Here is a 19,325-nt window from a genome sequence, read left to right on the forward strand (position 1 = left end):
GCACCATGGGCATGAAATACATTCTTGGCGATATCCAAACCAATCGTGGTAACTTCCGACATGGACGCCTCCTCAAGTGGTGTTCAACACCTCCAATATGGCACATCGATGCCGTCGGGGGGCGTCCACCCCATCACCCACCTTTCCCTTGACGGAATGCCAAAATTGATCTCAGATCAGGTCGCACACGGGTACACACCGTGTGTACAAACCGATGGGTAAGCGACCCACGAAACGCGCAGAAATACGTGCTTTTTGGCTGGAGCAACGCCTCCCGTAGGGGTCACCAATTTTTTCAGCACTAGCTGTGAATGGTTGGCGGCATATGAGAGCTTCCCCAACGCATCCCCAATGGGTTTGGCGGACTTTTGTGAACGCTGACGAACGCGGTCTCAGATCGGTTTATCCCTTTAGCCGACATGCCTACCGGTCAGACAAAAGTAACGAGCCGGCTCAACAGGGTGGATATGCGTCCGAAGCTTGAGAGCCCGCGTCATGCGCTGGCAGTGGTTGCGGCTTGCACGAGCCGACCGTTGTTGCGGCCCGCAGTTGCCTCGGACTCGCTGCCACCGCATAGCAGACGGCTGGGCGCTACCCGGACGATATCACGCTCAAGGTCCGAGCGCAGCTGACACATGAACTGAAGCTCATCGCCGAGCTCGATTACGCGCTATGCCGCGCGGGGCGCGGTGCGCGGCGCCGGCAATGCGCTCGCCCTGAGCGAGGACATGACGGCGGGCCTCGCAGCCTCGGTCTGGGGTGGAGCCGGGAGGGCGTCGAGGAGAAGCATGCGAGCGAGCTCAATCTCGACTTGGCCCCATCCGAGGCTGGCACTGACCCTCGAGCGCGCCAAGCAGATGATCGACACGCCGCGGCGTCTATCGCAGCATCCCGCCGGTTTCCTGACTCGCGACCGGCTCGAGGATCTCGTGCCGATTGAGCCGGCGGCGATGAAAGATCGGCGTAAAAAACCGGTAGAAGCAACCGCAATCATGGAGCGGCAGAGTCCGGGGGGTGATCACTGGTCTCCAATTCGCATCGGGCCTGCCAAAGACCCGATCGGCAGAACCATACGCCGTATTTGGTGCAAGATCGCGTACGGAGAAACGGGGACGCTTGGCGACGTCTCGACCCTTTCCGATCTCACGGGCGACGATCTGATGATTAAACGGATCGCGCCGCATGCTCAGGCAGGATAAAGGCGGTGAGCTTAGGCCCTCATGACTCACCGCTGGTTCGACCTTGGGGGCACTATAATCAGGGCTGCCGTCCTCGCGGATAGGAGTTAAGTTCTGGGAGCGAACTACGGTACGACAATCTCCGCGCCGGCCTTCACCCTATCGAGGGCAATCAGGCTGCGGAAACTCGCCACCGCCTCGTTCTGCGCGAACAATCTGCGAGTGGCTGCCTCATATGTCACCATGTCGCGCGAGACGATCACCAGTACGAAGCTTATCCCGCCAGTGACATAGTAGCATTGCTGCACCTCGGGTGCGTCACGGAACAACGCCTTGGCGGCATCGACGGTAGCCGATCGCTCGTCCGTCAGATGAACTTCGACAATCGAGGTAATGGCCATCCCGATCGCGGCCGTGTCCAAGATCGCAGCGTTTTGCGTGATGATGCCGGCATCTTCCATCGCCGCGATCCGCCGCTGCACGGCCGCCGTAGAAAGGTTGACGCGCTCGGCAATCGTCCTCTGCGGTGTTTTCGCGTCCTGCTGAACGATGCGCAGGATGGCTCGATCGAAGCTGTCGAGAGATGGGCGACGAGAGGAGGATGTGCGAGCCATAGGCGAGTAATTGTTGCATTTTGGCCGGGCATCAAGCGCACATTGCGCTCAACTTCGATGATATGATCCTTCGCTAGAAGCGGGGATCAACCATGAATGCTGTCTGGGCCAGAGCCAATAAGAGCAAGAGCGCGCTTGGTGTTGTATGCGGAACGGGGGCCGGCGCGCTGTGGGGATTGGTTTTCCTGGCGCCGGAGCTCGTGCGCGACTTCACACCGCTTCAGCTCGCGATCGGCCGCTATCTTGCCTATGGTCTCATCGCAGCAGTGCTGATCGCGCCGCGTTGGCGAACGCTGGTGCCCACGATCATGCGAAAAGACTGGATCGCGTTGATCTGGCTCTCGCTAGCGGGGAACACGCTCTACTATGTCTTGCTTTCGACAGCGGTTCAGACCGGCGGCATCGCTATGACCTCGCTGATCATCGGATTTTTACCTGTCGCTGTCACCGTCATCGGCAGCCGTGATAAGGGCGCGGTCTCGCTCACCAATTTAGCACCCTCCTTGGTCCTATGCACCGCCGGCGCGGTATGCATCGGATGGCAAAGGCTCGCCGCACCTGTTTCCGGCCAAGCCGACGGGCAGCTACTTGGGCTCGCTTGCGCGATCGGAGCGTTGGCATCCTGGACTGCTTATGCGGTGGGCAATGCGCGCTGCCTCTCCCGCCTCGATCACGTAACGGCGCATGACTGGAATCTGCTGACCGGCGTTATCACGGGCGCGCAGGCCGTGTTGCTGATTCCGCTGACGCTCGCGTTTGAGCCCATCCGTCACGCCGCCGCGTCCTGGGCGCATCTGGCGATCGTTTCGGTGGGCGTCGCGGTCGCCGCTTCGATCTTTGGCAACGCGTTTTGGAACCGGATGAGCCGCCTCCTGCCGCTGACGATGGTGGGGCAGATGATCCTGTTTGAGACGCTGTTCGCGCTGCTTTATGGCTTTCTTTGGGAACGCCGCCTGCCATCGCCAATGGAGGTGGCGGCCTTCGGGCTTGTCGTTGCGAGCGTGATGAGCTGCATCGCCGCTCATCGGAAGCAGCCGGATGCTGCCGCAGTGGCACCGGCGTGACGGTGCTCGATACTCCCACACGCGCGAGCATGCTCGCGGGCCCCGCCATCGTCGCGTCGCAAGTGTCGATCAACTTCGGCGCGGCGAAGGCGATCTTTCCCGCAGTTGGGCCGGAAGCGGTGGCCATGCTGCGCACCGGCATATCGGCCGTGTTGCTGCTGATTTTTGCTCGACCTTGGCGGGCTAGTCCGACGCCCACGCAGCTTGGCTGGCTCACCGTTTACGGTTCGATGCTCGGTGGCATGAGCCTGCTGATATATTGGGCAATAGAGCGGATCCCTATTGGCGTCGCGGTCGCCATCGAAATCTGCGGTCCGCTCGCGGTGGTGTTGGGGAAGCACGGGTCCGATTCCCGTACGGGTCACCAAACAACGAAATCTTCCTCTTCGTTTTCGTGACGAAGCGACCATTCTCATGATCACCCGATATCCTCAGCGTGATTGAGACAACGACGCCGCGTGCAATCAGCACGTCGTTCGTTTCACCGCAGTGACATAGGATCGGGCGAAAGCCCGAGGTCCTATCTAGGGTGGCATGCCGAGTCTCAAAGGCGCGGCAGCAGCACTTGCCACTTTGAGGAGTGGCCTTGCGCCTCAGATGCCCGGGATCATCGCCGCAAGTAGCTTCTCCGCCCGCTCAGTCCTCGCGCGGGGGTGCAACGGAGGCGCGATGAATGAGCGTGGATGGAAATAGCGACGGCTCCTCCACCGCCTGGTCGTCGCCGAAGAAGTCGGTGAGCAATTTCAATGCAGCCGATCGTGCCATCGAAATGATCGGCCAGTGTACGGTGGTCATCGGCGGCCAGATATGGCTTGCGATCGCAGTGTCGTCGAAGCCGATAATGGACAGGTTTTCCGGCACGGTCATGCCCCGCCGCATGGCGGCGTGAAGTGTTGCCGCCGCCATCTCGTCGTTGGACGCGAAGATCGCAGTTGGACGAGGGGATAGATCCAGGAGCCGGTCGGCGGCGGCGAGCCCGGTTTCGAAGGTGTAGTTCCCGTCGGCGATCAGGCTGCGCGGCAGCTTGATCCCCGCTTCCGCAAGCGCCTCCTCAAAGCCTTTTCGGCGCTCGCGTGCCGAGCGGAACCCGTGCGGCCCCGCGATCAGGCCAATCCTGCGATGTCCCAGCGACAGTAGATGCTTCACTGCGTCCCGAACCACATCGGCATCGTTCGAGGCCACCATATGCTTGGCGCTGTCGAGAGTCGCCGATCCCATCCGTACATAGCGGATGCCGAGTTCGCGGCAGAGATCGGCAACCATCTCATTCTCAGACACCGGCGGCAGGAACATGACGCCGTAAAGCCGTTGCCGTTCGAGAAATGCGCGGATATCCTGCAGCATGGTTGACGAACCCCGGTCGATCGGGCGAACGATCAACTCGAATTCGGTGTCACGCATCGCTTCGAGCATGCCGGCCTGCACGTTCATCACCATCTGCGCGTTGGGATTGTCGTGAACGAGGCCGATCAGGAAATTATGCCGCAGCGCCAGCGCGCGCGCCTGCACGTTCGGCACATAGCCGATCTCGGCGATCACCGCTTCAACCTTGGCGCGGGTGCTTCCGTTCAACAAGGGCGAGCGGTTGATCACCCGGCTGACGGTCTTCTTCGAAACACCGGCTAGCCGGGCAACGTCGTTGATGGTGGGCTTGCCCTGGCTCTGCATGTCGTAACGCTAGACCGTCCGGAAAGCTGTGGCAATTTGTCTCGGGGACAGCGCTTGCGTGCGAAAAGGTGCGCCCGTACCAGGTAGGTAACCGGTATCAGCCGGATTCGCTGCTGGAGAGGCTCTGCCCATGAATCCTTCCTTTCTCCTCGCTACACTGCTCGTCTGCGGTGCGACAGTTCCTGCCGGAGCGCAGACCGCTTTCCCCGGCGCCGTAGGACCTGCGGCACAGACGCCAGGAGGCCGTGGCGGACAGATCATCCGGGTCACAAACCTGGACTCTGATGGTCCTGGCTCGCTCAAGGCAGCGATCGAGACCAAGGGGCCGCGTATCGTCGTGTTCGAAGTGGGTGGCGTCATCGATCTGCGCCGCGCGGTGTTGAACATCAGCGAGCCCTTCTTGACCATCGCTGGTCAGACCGCGCCCTCCCCTGGTATCACCATCATCCGTGGTGGGATCGACCTGAAGACGCATGACGTGATCATCCGCCATCTGCGTATCAAGACCGGTGCGGATGGGCAGCCTAAGCGCAGCGGCTGGGAGGCCGACGCCTTCTCGACCGTAGCGGCCAGCAACGTCGTCATCGACCATAACAGCTTCACATGGGCGATCGACGAAAACATGTCCGCGTCTGGTCCACGCTTCGGCGGGAACACCGTGGAAGAATGGCGCAGGAACACTAGCCACAACATCACCTTTTCGAACAACCTCGCCGCCGAGGGGCTTGCCAATGCCAGCCATCCAAAGGGTGAGCATTCGAAGGGTTCGCTGGTCCATGACAATAGTGCAGGGATCGTCTTCTACCGTAACCTGTGGGCACACAGCGTCGAACGGCATCCGCTCGTCAAAGGGGGTGCAAAGGTGCTGATGGTCAACAACCTGATCTACAATCCCGGCCATCGCGCCGTGCATTACAACCTGATGGCGCTTGAATGGGGCGATCACCCCTATGTCACTGGTGAGATCACCGCGATTGGCAACGTCATGCGCGCCGGCAGCGATACGGACCCGGGCTTGCCGTTCCTGATGATCGGGGGTGACGGCGACCTTTCCTACTATGGACGCGACAATCGGGCAGTCGACCGCTTCGGCAGCAAACTGCCGATGTTCGGCCGCTATGGCGAGACCCGCGCCAAGATCATCGAATCCGCCACGCCGCTGGCGCAGCCAGCTGGCATGAAGATCCTGCCTTCAGGCGAGGTCGAAACGAGTGTGCTGGGATCCGCAGGCGCACGTCCTTGGGATCGAGATGACGACGATATCCGCGTGTTGTTCTTCGTAGCCGAAGGACGCGGGGACATCATCGATGACGAAACCGAAGTAAGCGCCTATCCCGCGCCCAAACCGACACTGTCCAGGTTCGTCGAGGGGGATTGGAACCTCGATACGATGGAACCCAGGTCCGGTCTTTACCCGGGCCAGAAAAGCGCTGCCCAGGAAGCACTCACCACACGCGACCAAGCCATGCGCAAGAGGGCAAACTGATGATCGCGCGTCTCTTGTTCAGCGCGGGTCTCGCCATGCAGGAAGCGCCGCCAATGGTTGTCATCGACGAGCGCGACACGGTGCGCGAGGAAGCGCCGCCGCACGGCGCGATCGGCATGAGCACCGCCTATCGCATCAGTGACGCGGCGCCGCAGCCGCGCACCATGGAGTTCCGCAAGCGGGTGCTGCATCCGGGCGCGGCGATTGGCGTGCATCCGATCGCGCATGATGAGGTCTATTACGTCCTCTCGGGACAAGGCGAAGTGACATCGGACGGCATCAGCAAGCCATTACGGGCCGGCATGGCCGCCTATCTATACAACAAGGCAAAGGTAGGCATTCGGCAGCTGGGCAAGCAGCCGCTCGTGCTGATCATCACCTATCCCGTGGCGCCGAAGAGCTGATTTAGCTGCCCGGCTGAACATAGGGGGCGCGCGCGAACAGCTCGCGCTCCCATTGGCGCGGGTCGTTCACGGCACGGCTGTCGGTATCGAACACCATCGTAGCGCGATCAGGCAGCGCGTAATTTGCCCATTGCGGAACGGTCCCCCCATTGGGATTGCCCGTGCGGGCGAGATTGGCGAACGCCGCCATCATTGTGCGGCTTACCTTTTGTGAAGCGGGGCCGGTGCCGCTGATCGAGCCCTGCGCACCCAGCGTCCCGAACACCAACGGGATATCGGCGGTATGCGGCGCGCCCCGTTCGGGCGCGACCGGCGACTGAAAATCGACCTGATATACCCAGGTCGCTTTCGCTCCAGCCTGGCTCCGCGCATCCGCCTCGATCACCTGTCCCGGCCAGCTGCGGCCGGCAGTGGTCGCGCGGTAGAAGATGTCGGCGGGACTGTCCTTTGGGAAGTGTGCCCGATACTCGGCGACGATCCACTCGGGCAGCAGATCGATTTTGAGTTCGGGCGCCATGCGTTGCGGCAGATTGGCCCAGGTCAGTCCCTTCACCTTCTCCGAATCCGGAGCAATAAACGCCTTGGTCTCGTCGCGCGTGTTGCCAAGGATCATGGGCAACCGATGCGACTGCGGATTGGCATCCGGCCAGAAGGGGTGACGGTGCAGCCACTTCATGTCGAGCACTGGACCGAAGTACAGCGTCCCACCAATGATTGGGTCAGTCGCTTGCAACCCCTCCACCAACTGCTCGGTCGACGCCTTTAGCAGGGGCGACAGATCGGTTTCCCGAATGCCGAGCTTGGCAAGATAGGCCTGCGTTCGGCGGGTGGCGTTCATTGGGCCGGACGCGGTTACTTGCTGACCGCTCATCGTGGCCGCGGCGTGAAACAGCCGTTCGGCGGCGGGAGTCCCCATCAGGGTCGCGATCTTCGCGCCGCCGCCAGATTGGCCAAACAGCATGACCCGGTCGGGGTCACCACCAAAGATTGCAACATTGTCCCGTATCCAGCGCAACGCCAACAACAGATCCAACTGGCCGGCATTGCCGCTGTCGGCGAAACGAGGATCGAGGCGGGCGAGGTAAAGATAACCTAGGGCATTGAGACGGTGGTTTACCGTTACCACCACCACGTCCTCGGTCGCAGCCAGCACCGCGCCATCGTTGAGGGGGTCGGTGACGCTGCCGTTCGAATAGGCGCCGCCATGGATGTACACCATCACCGCGCGGCGCGCGGTTAAGTTGGCGTCGGGGGTCCAGACGTTGAGGAACAGGCACTCCTCGGCCTGAGGTCCATAGGGCCCGCGCTGAGGGCAGACGGGGCCAAAAGCATGCGCGGGACGCAGAACGCCGGGTGTGGCGATCGGCACGGGCGCCTGAAAGCGCGGGGCGCGGCCATACTGGATGCCGAGGAAGCGCTGCACGCCGCCGACCCGGTCGCCTTCAAAATCACCGGCTGGCGTGCGGACCCGTGGGGTGGCGGCGGACCAGGCGCGGGTGGGCAGCGCCGCCAGTGCCAGGCCACCCGCAAGCACGGTGCGCCGATCGGTCACCGGCGGACGTCCATGCCGCCGCCTTCGAAAGCGGCGAGATCGGCGCGCGTGAAGAGGCTGGCGTCACCCGGGAGCGAGTGCTTGAGCGCGGTGAGCGCGAGGCCAGAGTGCGCGGCCGCTTCTGGGTCGCCGCTTTCAAGCAGGCCGTGAAGCACGCCGGCAGCAAAGGCATCGCCGGCACCCAGGCGGTCGACGATGCCGGAGATCCGCACATCGGGCGTCTGGAACCCGCCTCGGCGAGTATCGACGCGGGCGGCGACGCGGTGGCTGTCGGCGTCGTCGACATGGCGCGCGGTGGAGGCGATGAGCTGGAGCTTGGGAAAGGCGGCAAAGGCTGCCTCTGCCGCTTCGCGGCGGCGGTCGGGGCCGTCGCCTGAGAAGGTCTTGCCGAGCAGCAGCGAGACGTCCCGGTGATTGCCGAACAGGATGTCGGCATGGCCGATCAGTTGTGTGAGCACCGACTTGGGATCGCTGTCCCATGCTTCCCAGAGACGGGCGCGGTAGTTGCCGTCGAACGAGACCGGGATGCCGCGCGCGCCTGCCGCTTCGGCGGCGGCAATGGCGGCTGCCGCGGTGTTGGGACCGATCGCGGGGGTGATACCCGACAGGTGGAGCCGCTGGCAGCCGGCAAGCGCCGCGTGCCAATCCCACGCCGTTGGCGCACGGTCGGCGAATACCGAGTGGGCGCGGTCGTAAATGACTTCCGAAGCACGTAGCCCTGCGCCGGGTTGCAGGAAATAGAGGCCCAGGCGGCCGGCCTCCGCGACGATCGCCGAGGTGTCGACGCCGCGCCCGCGCAGCTCACGGGTGATCGCCGCGCCCATGGGATTGTCGGCAACCGCCGTGATCATGCGGGTGGCGTGCCCGAGCGAAGCAAGGCCGGTTGCGACGTTCGCTTCGGCGCCGCCGACATGGACCTGAAAATGGTTGGTCTGAAGCAGCAGCTCGCGGCCGGGGGGCGAGATTCGCAGCATCACCTCGCCAAAGAACGCGATGGGGCGGGTGTCGGTCATCGCGCCAGCCATCCGCCGTCGACGGCGAGGATATGGCCCTGGATGTAGTCGGACGCGGAGGATGCGAGGAACACTGCGGCGCCGCCCATGTCGGCGGGGCTGCCCCAGCGGCCCGCCGGAATGCGCTCCATGATCTGGCGGTTGCGGGTCTCATCGGCCTGGAGCGCGGCGGTGTTGTTGGTGGCGATATAGCCGGGCGCGATGGCGTTCACGTTGACGCCCTTGGCCGCCCATTCGTTCGCGAGCAGCTTGGTCAGGCCGCCGATGCCCGACTTGGACGCGGTGTAACTCGGCACGCGGATGCCGCCCTGAAAGGTCAGCATCGAGGCGATGTTGATGATCTTGCCCCTGCCCTCCGCCACCATGTGCCGCCCCGCGGCCTGACAGAGGAAGAACACCGACTTGAGGTTGGTGTCGACGACCGCGTCCCAATCTTCCTCGGTGAAGTCGAGGCTGTCATTGCGGCGAATGATGCCGGCATTGTTGACGAGAATGTCGAGGCCGCCGAGCTTATCCACAGCCTCCTCCACGACCCTGTTCACAGGTCCGATGGTGGAGAGATCGGCAGACACGATCGCGGCGCGCCGGCCGAGAGCCCGAACCTTCTCAATCGTCTCTTCGGCGGGGGTCCGGCCGACGGCAGCAATATCGGCACCGGCAGCGGCAAGCGCCAGGGCGATGCCCTGGCCGATGCCGGTGTTGGCGCCGGTGACCACCGCGACGCGGCCGGCGAGGTCGAAGGGAGTGGCTGCCATGATTACGCCAACTGGCAGATATCGAGGACGTTCATATCGGTGTAATCCTGGTTCTCGCCGGCCATCGCCCAAATGAACGCATAAGACTTGGTGCCCGAACCCATGTGGATCGACCACGGCGGCGAGATCACCGCTTCGTCGTTCTGTATAACGATGTGGCGAGTGGCCTCACCCTCGCCCATGAAGTGCATGACGCGATCCTTGTCGAGATCGTCGAGCTCGAAGTAGAAATAGATTTCGCTGCGGCGCTCATGGATGTGCGGGGGCATGGTGTTCCACACCGAACCGGGCTTGAGCACGGTCAGGCCCATCACGAGCTGGGCGCTGTCGCACACGCCGGGGATGACGAGCTGGAAGATGGTGCGCTCGTTCGATTCCTCCAGGCTGCCGCGCTCCAGCGCGTTGGCGTCGGCGATTGAGAGTTTGCGGGTCTGGAACGCCTTATGCGCGGGGCAGGAGGCGAGGTAGAATTTGGCGCCGTCGCCGGAAAACCGAACGTCCTTCGCCCCCATCGTGACGTAGAGGCAGTCCTTGTTGCCGAGCGTGAAGCTCTCGCCATCGACAGAGACGGTGCCATCGACTTTGCCGACGTTCACGATCGCGAGTTCGCGGCGCTCGAGGAAGGGGTGACCGGCCGCCGAGGGCGGTTCGGTCTGATCGGGAAGCTTGACGCTGCCCGAAGCGACCTGAACGCCGCCGATCACGAAGCGGTCGGCATGGGTGTAGTTGAGGACGCATTCGCCTTCGCGGAAGAGGCCGGAAATCAGATACCGGTCGCGCAATTCCTCGTTGGAGACGCATTCCATCATGTCGGGATGGGTGGCGTAGTAGGTGCGGTCGAACATTGGGGGCTCCCTTGGGCTACTATCTTGTCTACGCGGAAAACGGAGTCAGAGGCGGTAGGCTCGGCGCACCAAGCCAGACGTAAGTTCATCAATTAATTCAACAGCTTCCCAGTCTAGCAGACGCCCTTCCGCCACTAGACGGGCGAGGAAAGCGGCGTCGACCCGGCGCGCGACGTCGTGGCGCGCAGGGATGGACAGGAAGGCGCGGGTATCGTCGTTGAAGCCGACCGTGTTGTAGAAACCGGCGGTTTCGGTCGTATTCTCGCGAAAGCGGCGCATCCCCTCAGGAGAATCATGAAACCACCACGCCGGCCCCAGCTTGAGGCAGGGATAATGGCCGGCGAGCGGCGCGAGCTCGCGGGCATAGGTGGTCTCGTCAAGCGTGAAGAGGATGATCGACAGATCGCGCGAGGTGCCGAAGCGGTCGAGCAAAGGCTTCAGCGCCGCGACATAATCGGTGCGCATCGGAATGTCGGCGCCCTTGTCGCGGCCATGGCTGCCGAACAGGCCCTGGTTATGATTGCGGAAGGAGCCGGGGTGAATCTGCATCACCATGCCATCCTCCACGCTCATCGCCGCCATTTCGGTGAGCATCTGGGCACGGAACAGCTCGGCATCGGCGGGCGTCCAGTCGCCTCCGGTGACCCGGCGGAACAGCGCCTCGGCCTCGCCGGGCGTTAGATTGGCGGTACGTGCGGTTGGGTGGCCATGATCCGTGGCGGTGGCCCCGGCGGCGCGGAAATCGGCGCGGCGCTTGCGATGCGCGGCGAGATAGCCGTTCCAGCTATAGACGTCTTCGCCGGTCAGGTCGGCGAAGACCTGCATCGCGCCGATAAACTGTTCGTGCTCGACATCGATCACCGCATCGGGGCGGTAGGTGGTGACCACCCTTCCCTGCCAGCCGCTGTCCTGGATGGCGTGGTGGTGCGAGAGGTCGTCCTGCGGCCCCTCCGTCGTGGCGAGGAATTCGAGGCGGAATCGGTCGAACAACGCACGCGGACGATAGGCGTCGGTCGCCAGCGCTTCGTTGATGCGATCGTAGTAGAGATCGGCGGTCGAACCATCGAGCGCGACGTCGAAGCCGAACACATCGGCAAAGACATGGTCGAGCCACAGGCGGGACGGCGTGCCGCGGAACAGGAAGTAATTATCGGCAAAGATGCGCCACGCCGCGCGCGGATCTGTGGCGGGTACCCCAGCCTTGCTCGGCACGCGCAGATCGTCGAGCGCGATCCCCTGCGAATAGAGCATGCGGTAGATATAGTGGTCGGGCGCGAGCAGCAGCTCGGTCGCGTTCGACCAATTGGCATCGGTGGCGAACCATCGCGCATCGGTGTGCCCGTGCGGGCTGATGATCGGCAGATCAGCCACTTCGCCATAGAGCGCGCGGGCGATGCTGCGCGTGCGCTCCTCGGCAGGGAAAAGACGGTCGGGATCCAGCATCAACGGCTTGGACATAAACGCCTTACGCCTCCTGCTTTTCGCGGCTCACCGTGTTCACGATGACCGCGAGGATGGCAATCGCCGCGCAGACGGCGAGCATGGTGTAATAGCTTCCCGGCTGGAAACAGGGTGTGGTCGGGCCCATCCAGACAGGGATGCAGCCCGCAACCTTCTTGCCCGACACCAGGAAGATCAACGCACCAACCAGCCCGGCGAGCACCGCGACGATCACTGCCCAGGGGGTAGAGCGGCGGAAATGCTCGACGCGCTTGAGCCGTGGCGAGAGCAGGTGCACCGAAAGCACGGCCAGGAAATAGGCGCCGCCCGCCGCGATGAACATCGGCGCATAGCTGCCCACCCGATCGAGCACGTCGCCCGAATATTTGGAGAACAGCGCCCCGCCGATCGCACCCAGCGTGCCGCCAATGCCGATCACCGCGCCCACGGCAAAACGCGGGAAGGTGTCCGACGGCAGCGTGTAGAGATTGGCCGAGAAGCCCTGGTGCGCGGCGGCGGCGATGCCGATGATCAGCACGCTTGCCCACAGACTGGATACCGACGTGGCGAACACCACCGGGAGCACGAAGAACGCGCAGACCAGCATGGTAAGCTTGCGCGCCTTGTTGACGCTCATGCCCGCGTTCATCAGCCGGCCTGAGAGCCAGCCGCCTGCGACGCTGCCGACGTCGGAGATCAGGTAGATGCCGCCAAGCGCAAGCGCCGCGGTGGGTGTCGACCAAGTCTTCAAGTCGAGGCCATATTGCGTGCCGAGATAGCCCGGCAGCCAGAACAAGTAGAACCACCAGATCGGATCGATGAAGAACTTGCCGAGCGCAAAGGCCCAGGTCTCACGCGTGGCGAGCAGGCGCAGCCAGAGGCCGGGGGTCTTCACTTCCGGATCGGCGGGATCCTGCGTGATATGCGCGAGTTCGGCAGGCCCGACCTTATGGTGCGTGGCGGGATTGTCGCGGTAGAAGATCAGCCAGGCGATCAGCCAGGCCGCGCCGAACACGCCGGTAACGATGAAGGTCATCCGCCAGCCGATGACGGGGACCAGCGCGAAGCAGAGCAGCGGCGCCGCGATGGCACCGACATTTGCGCCGGCATTGAAGATACCGACCGCAAAGGCGCGTTCCTTTTGCGGGAACCAGGTGGTGACCGACTTCACGCCGGCGGGAAAGTTGCCCGATTCGCCAATGCCGAGCGAGAAGCGGGCGAGCGCGAACTGCGTGACGCTGTAGGCGCCGCCATGCGCCATGTGCGCGATCGTCCAGACCACCACCGCCGCGGCATAGCCCAGCCGGGCGCCGATCGCGTCGACCACCTTGCCGAAGCCGAGATAGCCGATGGCATAGGCGACCTGAAACCAGACGACGATGTCGGCATAGCTGCGCTCATCGAGCCCCAGCGCGGGATCGTCCATCATGGTGGGCTTCAACAGCCCGATCATCTGGCGGTCGATATAGTTGATCGCCGTGGCGGCGAAGAGCAGCGCCACGATCACCCAGCGATAGCGCCCTATCCGCTGCGTCGCGTCCGCGACGATTGCATCCCGACCTACGGCCATATCCTCTCCAACCCTAACCCGCTTCAGATCCGGCTTTTGCCGGTTATCCTGCAGCGTACCTGAAACCCGGTGCCGAACCGCGCCTCCACGGCGGCACCGACCGAAACCTGATGAACGCCGGTGACGGCACCCGTCGAAATCCATTGCCCCTTGGCGAGCGGCAAGCGGCGCCGCGCGGCCAGTTCGAACAGGAAGCGGACGGCCCCGAACGGACCATCGAGCATGCCGCCCGCGGTGCCGGTGCCGGCCACTTCGCCATCGATTGTTAACGCTACCGGCCAGTCATGGAAATCGATTTCGCGCGAGACGGCGGCACCGATCACCAATCCATTGTTGTTACCGAAATCGGATACGGTGACCGCCGGGCCGTGATCGTTGATTCCGGGAAAGGGCGAACTGGCGACTTCGATGCCGACATGAACCGCGCCGACATGCGCGGCAACGTCCTGGTTGGTCCAAGCGCGGTCGAAGCTGGCGGGAAGATCGCCCAAGCGCAGCAGAAATTCGGCCTCCGCCGCTCCGAAGCCGGTGGCGAAGATCGGCATGTCGGGGGTGTCGCCCTCCCCCACCTCGACAACGCTGTCCGCAAAGATCGGCCCGGCTAGGCGGTTGGCGCCGTGCGCCTCGTCGAGCGGCGACGGGATCTTGCCGACCTTCCACCCCGCGACGTGGCCGCCGAACAGGGCGATCGCGCGTTCCTGAATGCCGTACGCCTGGTCCAGCGTTTGCGGCAGCGCTCCCGGGTAATCAGGCAGCGGGCCGCCGGCCTGGCGGGCTTCCACGAACGCCCTGGCAATCTCGTCCGCGGCAGGTTCAGCGGTCATGGGATCTGGTTCCTCTTGTTGAATCAGGTGCGCGGTCACAAGGTCACGCCCCGCTTCCACAGCGCGATCTCGCGCTCCTCATTGCGTTCGGCGGCGGTGGGCGCGCCCGACGCGATCTGGGCGATGCGCGTGAGCAGCGCTTGCGTGGTGGCGTCGAGGCCCTGATCGAGCACAGCGCCCGCGTCAAAATCGATCCAGCCAGGCTTGCGGGCGGCAAGATCATGATTGGAGGCGATCTTCACTGTCGGCACCGGGAAGCCCAAGGGCGTGCCGCGGCCGGTGGTGAACAGGATCACGGTAGCGCCGGCGGCCGAGAGCGCAGTGGAGGAGACTGCGTCGTTCCCTGGCGCCTCGAGCAGCGTCAATCCAGTGCGGCGCAGGCGCTCTCCATAGCGCAGCACGTCGGTGACGGTGGCGTGGCCGCCCTTCTGCACGGCGCCGAGCGACTTTTCCTCCAGCGTGGTGATCCCGCCGGCGATGTTGCCTGGGGACGGGTTCTCCGACACCGGCTCGCCGTGGCTCGTGAAATAGGCTTTGAAGCCATTCACCAGATCGACAATGCCGGTGAAGACGCGCTCGTCGGCGGCGCGGTCCATCAGCATCTGTTCGGCGCCGAAGATCTCGGGGATCTCGGTGAGCACGGCGCTGCCGCCAGCTTGGGTCACGGCGTCGGCGATGCGGCCGACCAGTGGGTTGGCGGTGAGGCCGCTGAACCCGTCCGAGCCGCCGCATTTCACCCCGACGACGAGCTTGGACAGCGGCAGCGGCTCGCGCTTCGCCTGGGCGGCGATGGCAACGAGTTCGTCAATCGCGGCGAGGCCGGCGGCGATCTCGTCGTCGGCAAATTGCGCGGCGACGTGGCGGATGCGCGCGTGGCGCTCGGACGGGATCGCGGCGAGCAGACCGTCGAGCTGGTTGTTTTCGCAGCCTAGCCCGACGAGCAGCACGCCCCCCGCATTGGGGTGGCTGGCGAGCGCGGCGATCATGTCGCGCGTGGCGTGGAGATCGTCGCCCAGCTGCGAGCAGCCAAAAGGGTGAGTGAAGGCGTAGACGCCGTCGACCCTGCCCCCATGGCGGGCGTGGGCGGCGGCGGCGATCTTATGCGCCGTGCGGCCGACGCAGCCGACGCTGGGGAGCACCCAGATTTCATTGCGGGTGGCGGCGCGGCCGTCATCGCGAAGATAGCCGGTGAAGGTGGGGGCTTCTTGTACCTCTCCGCTCCGGGAAGAGGGCGTTTTGGTGTAGGTGTACTCGCCCTGCCCCTTCAACGCGGTGGCGACATTGTGGGTGTGGACGTGGTCTCCCGGGGCGATTGGCTGTATCGCGACGCCGATCGGGAAGCCGAATTTCAGAACCGGGTCGCCGGGCGCCACCGAATTGACTGCGAATTTGTGGCCGTGGGGGATGGCGTCGCGCAGCACGACCTCCGCCCCGTCCACCTTCACGCGTTCGCCCGCCGCGAGCGCGCGCAGCGCGGTGCCGACGTGGTCGCGAAGGTCGATTCGGTGGGCGGCCTTGGTCATGCGAACGATTTTGCACTCTCCGGCGCGGAGCGGGTCCGCTGATATGCCGGCCACCTGCGCGGCCGGGCCCCGGCTCGAAGCGGATGCGGATGCGGGACGACGGTCTGCGAGCATCGACTCTGCACGTCAGCCTCTCCCGCTCCGCTCGTTTTCCGAGCTGGTAGCGGCAACAGTGCTACCGGTGTCAAAATCGCACGTCAACGCTGCTCGACGTCGATTGACAAGGTTCCTGAGCGGCGATAGCGTTTGTGACACCGGTGTCCGATCAAGGTCGGAGAACGAGACCAGCGAAGACTGGCCGTTCACGGGGAGGTGGATTGTTGCGCAGGCTGAGCTGCGCCTCCTCGACCATGCCGTACACGCGACCGCCCTGCGGCCGCGGCAACGATAAAGAGCGCCGCGTGCGGCGCGAGGAGGATGGATGCGCGTTTTCGACACCCCGTGTTTCGAGTCGCCCGCTCGCCGGCTGGCAGGAACTTCACTGGCCGCTCTGGCCTTGGGGCTGCTTGCCCCAGCCCATGCCTGGGCAGAGGCGAAGGCGCCGCAGACCGGGCAGGATGTGCCGCAGACCGCGCAGGGCGCCCAGTCAGGCGACACGCTGACGCAGGACCCTTCGGCCAACGACGCGCAGCAGGCATCCACCGCCGCGCAGCAGGACGAAGTGGTGGTCACCGGCTTCCGCCAGTCGCTCCAGGCCGCGCTTAACGTGAAGCGCAATTCGGTATCGTCGGTGGACGCGATCGTCGCCGAAGACATCGCCAAATTCCCCGACCAGAACCTGGCCGAGTCGCTGCAGCGCATCCCCGGCATCTCGATCCAACGCGACGCGGGCGAAGGCCGCGCGATCACCGTGCGTGGCCTGGGCGCGCAGTTCACCCGGGTGCGGCTGAACGGGCTCGAGACGGTGGCGACCTCTACCGATGGCGCCAGCGCCAATCGCGACCGTGCGTTCGACTTCAACGTGTTCGCGGCCGAGCTGTTCACGTCGCTGGTGGTACACAAGACCGCCGAAGCGTCGCTGGACGAAGGATCGCTGGGCGCGGTCGTCGACCTGAACACCGGCAACCCGCTGGGCGGCAAATACGGCTTCACAGCGGTGGGCGCGGCGCAGGCGACGTATAACGACCTGTCGAAGAACTGGGGCCCGCGCTTTGCCGGGCTGCTGTCGTGGAAGTCGCCCGACGGGACGCTGGGCGTGGCGGTGTCGGCCGCGTACCAGAAGACCGACAATCTGGAGCTGGGCAACAACACGGTGCGCTGGGCACAGGCGCGGTTCGACAGCGTCAACGGCACGCCGTGCTTCACGCGCCCGAATACCGGCGGCAGCTATGTGCCAAGCGCCGCGTGCAACGAGGCAGCGCTTTCCTTCCACCCGCGCATCCCGCGTTATGGCGAAGTGCGCCACGACCGCGAGCGGCTGGGCCTGACCGGCAGCGTCCAATGGGCGCCGAGCGATGCGACCAAAGTGTCGATCGACGCGCTGTATTCGCGCTTCAGCGAGACGCGCGAGGAGAAATGGGGCGAAGTGCTGCTGCGCTCCAACGAACGCTCAATCGACGTGGTCAATCCGACCTATGACGACAATGGCAACATGGTGTCGGCGACGCTCAACGACGCATGGGTGCGGACCGAGCATTATCTGCGCGAGTCCAAGACCGAATTCTACCAGGTCGGCGGCAGCTGGGACCAGGATCTGGGCGAGGATTTCCGCTTCACGCTGATGGGCGGCGTGTCGCAGTCGAACGCGGACATTCCGGTCGAGACGACCTTCGTCTTCGACGATCGCGACGCGCAGGGCTATAGCTTCGATTATACCAACTCGCGTTCGCCCCGGCTGACCTTTGGCACCAGCGTCACCGATCCGGCGAATTTCCAGTTGGCGGAAATCCGCGACCGGCCCTCAACCGTGGTCAACAAGTTCAAGACTGCGCAGCTGCGCACCGAATGGGACGCGACCGATGGCTTCACCGTGAAGCTGGGGGGCGTGTATCGCCGGTTCGACTATGACGTCGAAGCGTTCCAGCGCGACACCGCGGTATGCGGCAATGGCGGGCGCGACCTGGTGCTGGGCACGATCACGTGCTCGCCGACATCGGCCTTTGGTCCCGCGGCGATCTATGGCTTCCAGGCAACGTCGGGGCTTTCGGAGCTGTTCGAGCTGGGCAAGGCCGGGCAGCCCGAGGGCAACACCAACAGCTGGCTGATCCCCAACATCGCCGCGGCGGCCGACTATACCGGGCTCTACGACCGGCCGCTGGCGTTGGACGTCGGCAACAACCGGTCGGTCACCGAACAAGTGAAGGGCGGCTACCTGCAATTCGACGCCGACGGCAGCGTGCTGGGGATCGACGTGCGAATGAATGGCGGCATGCGCTATGTGCGCACCGAGCAGTCCTCCACCGGCATCAACAGCGGCACCAACGTCACGGTGGAGCGCAGCTATGAGGACTGGCTGCCGGCAGTGAACGTGGCGGCGAACCTGACCAAGAACCTGATCCTGCGCGGCGCGGTGGCCAAGGTGATGACGCGGCCCTCGCTCGGCAGCCTGACGCCGGGTGGATCGGCGGACGGGTTCAACTATCGGATCAGCTTCGGCAATCCGTTCCTGGAGCCGTTCCGCGCGACCGCTTATGACGCATCGCTGGAATGGTATTTCGCGCCGCAGTCTATCCTGTCGGTGGCGGTGTTCCAGAAGGACATTGAGAGCTTCCCGGTTTCGGCGACGCGTATCGACACCTTCCTGTCGACCGGCCTCCCGGCGTCGGTGCTGGCAAGCTCGTCGCCAGGCGCGCTGAACCCGGCGCAGCAGGCGCTGCCGATCTGGACGATCCAGACGACGGTGAACGGCACGGGCGCGAACCTGAAGGGGATCGAGCTGTCGGCGCAGGCGCCGTTCCGCTTCCTGCCCGGCTTCCTGGCCAATTTCGGCGGGATTGTGAACGCGACCTTTGTCGACTCCACTGCGCTCTATACGCAGCAGACCCCGGCCACCACGCCGGGCGGATCGAATGTCAGCGTGCCGTTCGAGTCGACGCTGTACGGCCTGTCCAAGCGGGCGTTCAACGCCACCCTTTATTACGAGGACAGCAAGTTCAGCGCGCGTGCGTCGGTCAGCTACCGCGGACCGTATGTCGACGCCGGATCGGGCACGGGCAATGTGTTCGAAGGCTATAACGCGATCACCAATGTCGACGCGTCGCTACGCTACAAGCTGACCGAGTGGGTCGAGCTGTCGCTGGAAGGCACCAACCTGACCGACGCGTATCGCGACCGGTATGTCGATGTGGGGTCGAACCGAAACTACGAGTATAACCATTTCGGCCGGATGTTCCTGATCGGCGCCCGGTTCAAGATGTAGTTTCGGGGTTGAGGCTGGACGTTGATGGGGC

Annotated in this window: 15 protein-coding genes and 1 pseudogene; 6 read left to right on the forward strand and 10 right to left on the reverse strand. The window is 64.2% G+C overall.

Features of this window, described 5'->3' with window-relative positions:
- Nucleotides 1–662 precede the first annotated feature (662 nt).
- Entirely contained in the window at nt 663–1,199 is a 537-nt protein-coding gene (locus tag FHT02_RS03315) for a hypothetical protein (protein WP_343056841.1), read from the forward strand.
- A 104-nt stretch (nt 1,200–1,303) separates the two neighbouring features.
- Here FHT02_RS03315 and FHT02_RS03320 read toward each other — a convergent pair whose 3' ends face one another.
- Nucleotides 1,304–1,792 carry an Lrp/AsnC family transcriptional regulator gene (locus FHT02_RS03320; RefSeq protein WP_184084274.1) on the reverse strand — a complete coding sequence of 163 codons (489 nt, stop codon included), beginning with the start codon at nt 1,790–1,792 and terminating at the stop codon, nt 1,304–1,306.
- Nucleotides 1,793–1,884: 92 nt separating this feature from the next.
- Between FHT02_RS03320 and FHT02_RS03325 the strand changes: the two genes are divergently transcribed.
- Together FHT02_RS03325 and FHT02_RS03330 are read left to right on the forward strand one after the other, a co-directional pair.
- Complete coding sequence (locus tag FHT02_RS03325; protein WP_184084276.1) at nt 1,885–2,856, forward strand: DMT family transporter; 972 nt, start codon at nt 1,885–1,887, stop codon at nt 2,854–2,856.
- Nucleotides 2,853–3,254, forward strand: coding sequence for a DMT family transporter (locus FHT02_RS03330; RefSeq protein WP_221239293.1), 402 nt, complete (start codon nt 2,853–2,855; stop codon nt 3,252–3,254). The genes FHT02_RS03325 and FHT02_RS03330 overlap by 4 nt, the downstream gene beginning before the upstream one ends.
- A gap of 238 nt (nt 3,255–3,492) precedes the next feature.
- Here the strand turns inward: FHT02_RS03330 and FHT02_RS03335 are convergent, their stop codons facing one another.
- On the reverse strand, nt 3,493–4,524 hold the full coding sequence (locus FHT02_RS03335) for a LacI family DNA-binding transcriptional regulator (protein ID WP_184084278.1): 1,032 nt from the start codon (nt 4,522–4,524) through the stop codon (nt 3,493–3,495).
- A gap of 130 nt (nt 4,525–4,654) precedes the next feature.
- Here FHT02_RS03335 and FHT02_RS03340 point away from each other — a divergent pair, with 130 nt between their 5' ends.
- Both FHT02_RS03340 and FHT02_RS03345 read left to right on the forward strand, forming a co-directional pair.
- The gene (locus FHT02_RS03340; RefSeq protein ID WP_184084280.1) at nt 4,655–6,010 is read left to right on the forward strand and encodes a pectate lyase family protein; all 1,356 of its coding nucleotides are present in this window, start codon (nt 4,655–4,657) and stop codon (nt 6,008–6,010) included.
- Nucleotides 6,010–6,414, forward strand: a complete 405-nt coding sequence (locus FHT02_RS03345) for a cupin domain-containing protein (RefSeq protein WP_184084282.1) — start codon at nt 6,010–6,012, stop codon at nt 6,412–6,414. Before FHT02_RS03340 ends, FHT02_RS03345 begins: the two co-directional genes overlap by 1 nt.
- A 1-nt stretch (nt 6,415) precedes the next feature.
- Here the strand turns inward: FHT02_RS03345 and FHT02_RS03350 are convergent, their stop codons facing one another.
- The 8 genes and pseudogenes from FHT02_RS03350 to FHT02_RS03385 all read right to left on the reverse strand — a co-directional run bounded on the left by FHT02_RS03350 (nt 6,416) and on the right by FHT02_RS03385 (nt 15,936).
- On the reverse strand, nt 6,416–7,966 hold the full coding sequence (locus FHT02_RS03350) for a carboxylesterase family protein (protein ID WP_184084284.1): 1,551 nt from the start codon (nt 7,964–7,966) through the stop codon (nt 6,416–6,418).
- Nucleotides 7,963–8,979, reverse strand: a complete 1,017-nt coding sequence (locus FHT02_RS03355) for a sugar kinase (RefSeq protein WP_184084286.1) — start codon at nt 8,977–8,979, stop codon at nt 7,963–7,965. The genes FHT02_RS03350 and FHT02_RS03355 overlap by 4 nt, the downstream gene beginning before the upstream one ends.
- On the reverse strand, nt 8,976–9,734 hold the full coding sequence (gene kduD, locus FHT02_RS03360) for a 2-dehydro-3-deoxy-D-gluconate 5-dehydrogenase KduD (RefSeq protein WP_184084288.1): 759 nt from the start codon (nt 9,732–9,734) through the stop codon (nt 8,976–8,978). Before kduD ends, FHT02_RS03355 begins: the two co-directional genes overlap by 4 nt.
- Before the next feature lie 2 nt (nt 9,735–9,736).
- On the reverse strand, nt 9,737–10,579 hold the full coding sequence (gene kduI / locus FHT02_RS03365; RefSeq protein WP_184084290.1) for a 5-dehydro-4-deoxy-D-glucuronate isomerase: 843 nt from the start codon (nt 10,577–10,579) through the stop codon (nt 9,737–9,739).
- Between the two features lie 45 nt (nt 10,580–10,624).
- Nucleotides 10,625–12,037: a glucuronate isomerase gene (gene uxaC / locus FHT02_RS03370; RefSeq protein ID WP_184084292.1), complete on the reverse strand. Its 1,413-nt coding sequence runs from the start codon at nt 12,035–12,037 to the stop codon at nt 10,625–10,627.
- A gap of 244 nt (nt 12,038–12,281) precedes the next feature.
- Nucleotides 12,282–13,589, reverse strand: a pseudogene (locus FHT02_RS03375) (MFS transporter); the annotation flags it as partial.
- A 23-nt stretch (nt 13,590–13,612) separates the two neighbouring features.
- Complete coding sequence (locus FHT02_RS03380; RefSeq protein WP_184084296.1) at nt 13,613–14,413, reverse strand: 2-keto-4-pentenoate hydratase; 801 nt, start codon at nt 14,411–14,413, stop codon at nt 13,613–13,615.
- A gap of 35 nt (nt 14,414–14,448) precedes the next feature.
- The gene (locus FHT02_RS03385) at nt 14,449–15,936 is read right to left on the reverse strand and encodes a UxaA family hydrolase (RefSeq protein WP_184084298.1); all 1,488 of its coding nucleotides are present in this window, start codon (nt 15,934–15,936) and stop codon (nt 14,449–14,451) included.
- A gap of 421 nt (nt 15,937–16,357) precedes the next feature.
- On the opposite strand from FHT02_RS03385, the gene FHT02_RS03390 reads away from it, so the two are divergent.
- Complete coding sequence (locus tag FHT02_RS03390) at nt 16,358–19,294, forward strand: TonB-dependent receptor (protein ID WP_184084300.1); 2,937 nt, start codon at nt 16,358–16,360, stop codon at nt 19,292–19,294.
- The last annotated feature ends 31 nt before the right edge of the window (nt 19,295–19,325 follow it).

Source organism: Sphingomonas xinjiangensis, assembly GCF_014199255.1.
Lineage (GTDB): Bacteria > Pseudomonadota > Alphaproteobacteria > Sphingomonadales > Sphingomonadaceae > Sphingomonas > Sphingomonas xinjiangensis.

What these genes read in the sequence shown, in the direction of transcription:
- FHT02_RS03320 (WP_184084274.1), bottom strand. Translation starts at nt 1,792, where the DNA reads ATGGCTCGCACATCCTCCTCTCGTCGCCCATCTCTCGACAGCTTCGAT.
- FHT02_RS03325 (WP_184084276.1), top strand. Translation starts at nt 1,885, where the DNA reads ATGAATGCTGTCTGGGCCAGAGCCAATAAGAGCAAGAGCGCGCTTGGT.
- FHT02_RS03335 (WP_184084278.1), bottom strand. Translation starts at nt 4,524, where the DNA reads ATGCAGAGCCAGGGCAAGCCCACCATCAACGACGTTGCCCGGCTAGCC.
- FHT02_RS03340 (WP_184084280.1), top strand. Translation starts at nt 4,655, where the DNA reads ATGAATCCTTCCTTTCTCCTCGCTACACTGCTCGTCTGCGGTGCGACA.
- FHT02_RS03345 (WP_184084282.1), top strand. Translation starts at nt 6,010, where the DNA reads ATGATCGCGCGTCTCTTGTTCAGCGCGGGTCTCGCCATGCAGGAAGCG.
- FHT02_RS03355 (WP_184084286.1), bottom strand. Translation starts at nt 8,979, where the DNA reads ATGACCGACACCCGCCCCATCGCGTTCTTTGGCGAGGTGATGCTGCGA.
- kduD (WP_184084288.1), bottom strand. Translation starts at nt 9,734, where the DNA reads ATGGCAGCCACTCCCTTCGACCTCGCCGGCCGCGTCGCGGTGGTCACC.
- kduI (WP_184084290.1), bottom strand. Translation starts at nt 10,579, where the DNA reads ATGTTCGACCGCACCTACTACGCCACCCATCCCGACATGATGGAATGC.
- uxaC (WP_184084292.1), bottom strand. Translation starts at nt 12,037, where the DNA reads ATGTCCAAGCCGTTGATGCTGGATCCCGACCGTCTTTTCCCTGCCGAG.
- FHT02_RS03380 (WP_184084296.1), bottom strand. Translation starts at nt 14,413, where the DNA reads ATGACCGCTGAACCTGCCGCGGACGAGATTGCCAGGGCGTTCGTGGAA.
- FHT02_RS03385 (WP_184084298.1), bottom strand. Translation starts at nt 15,936, where the DNA reads ATGACCAAGGCCGCCCACCGAATCGACCTTCGCGACCACGTCGGCACC.
- FHT02_RS03390 (WP_184084300.1), top strand. Translation starts at nt 16,358, where the DNA reads ATGCGCGTTTTCGACACCCCGTGTTTCGAGTCGCCCGCTCGCCGGCTG.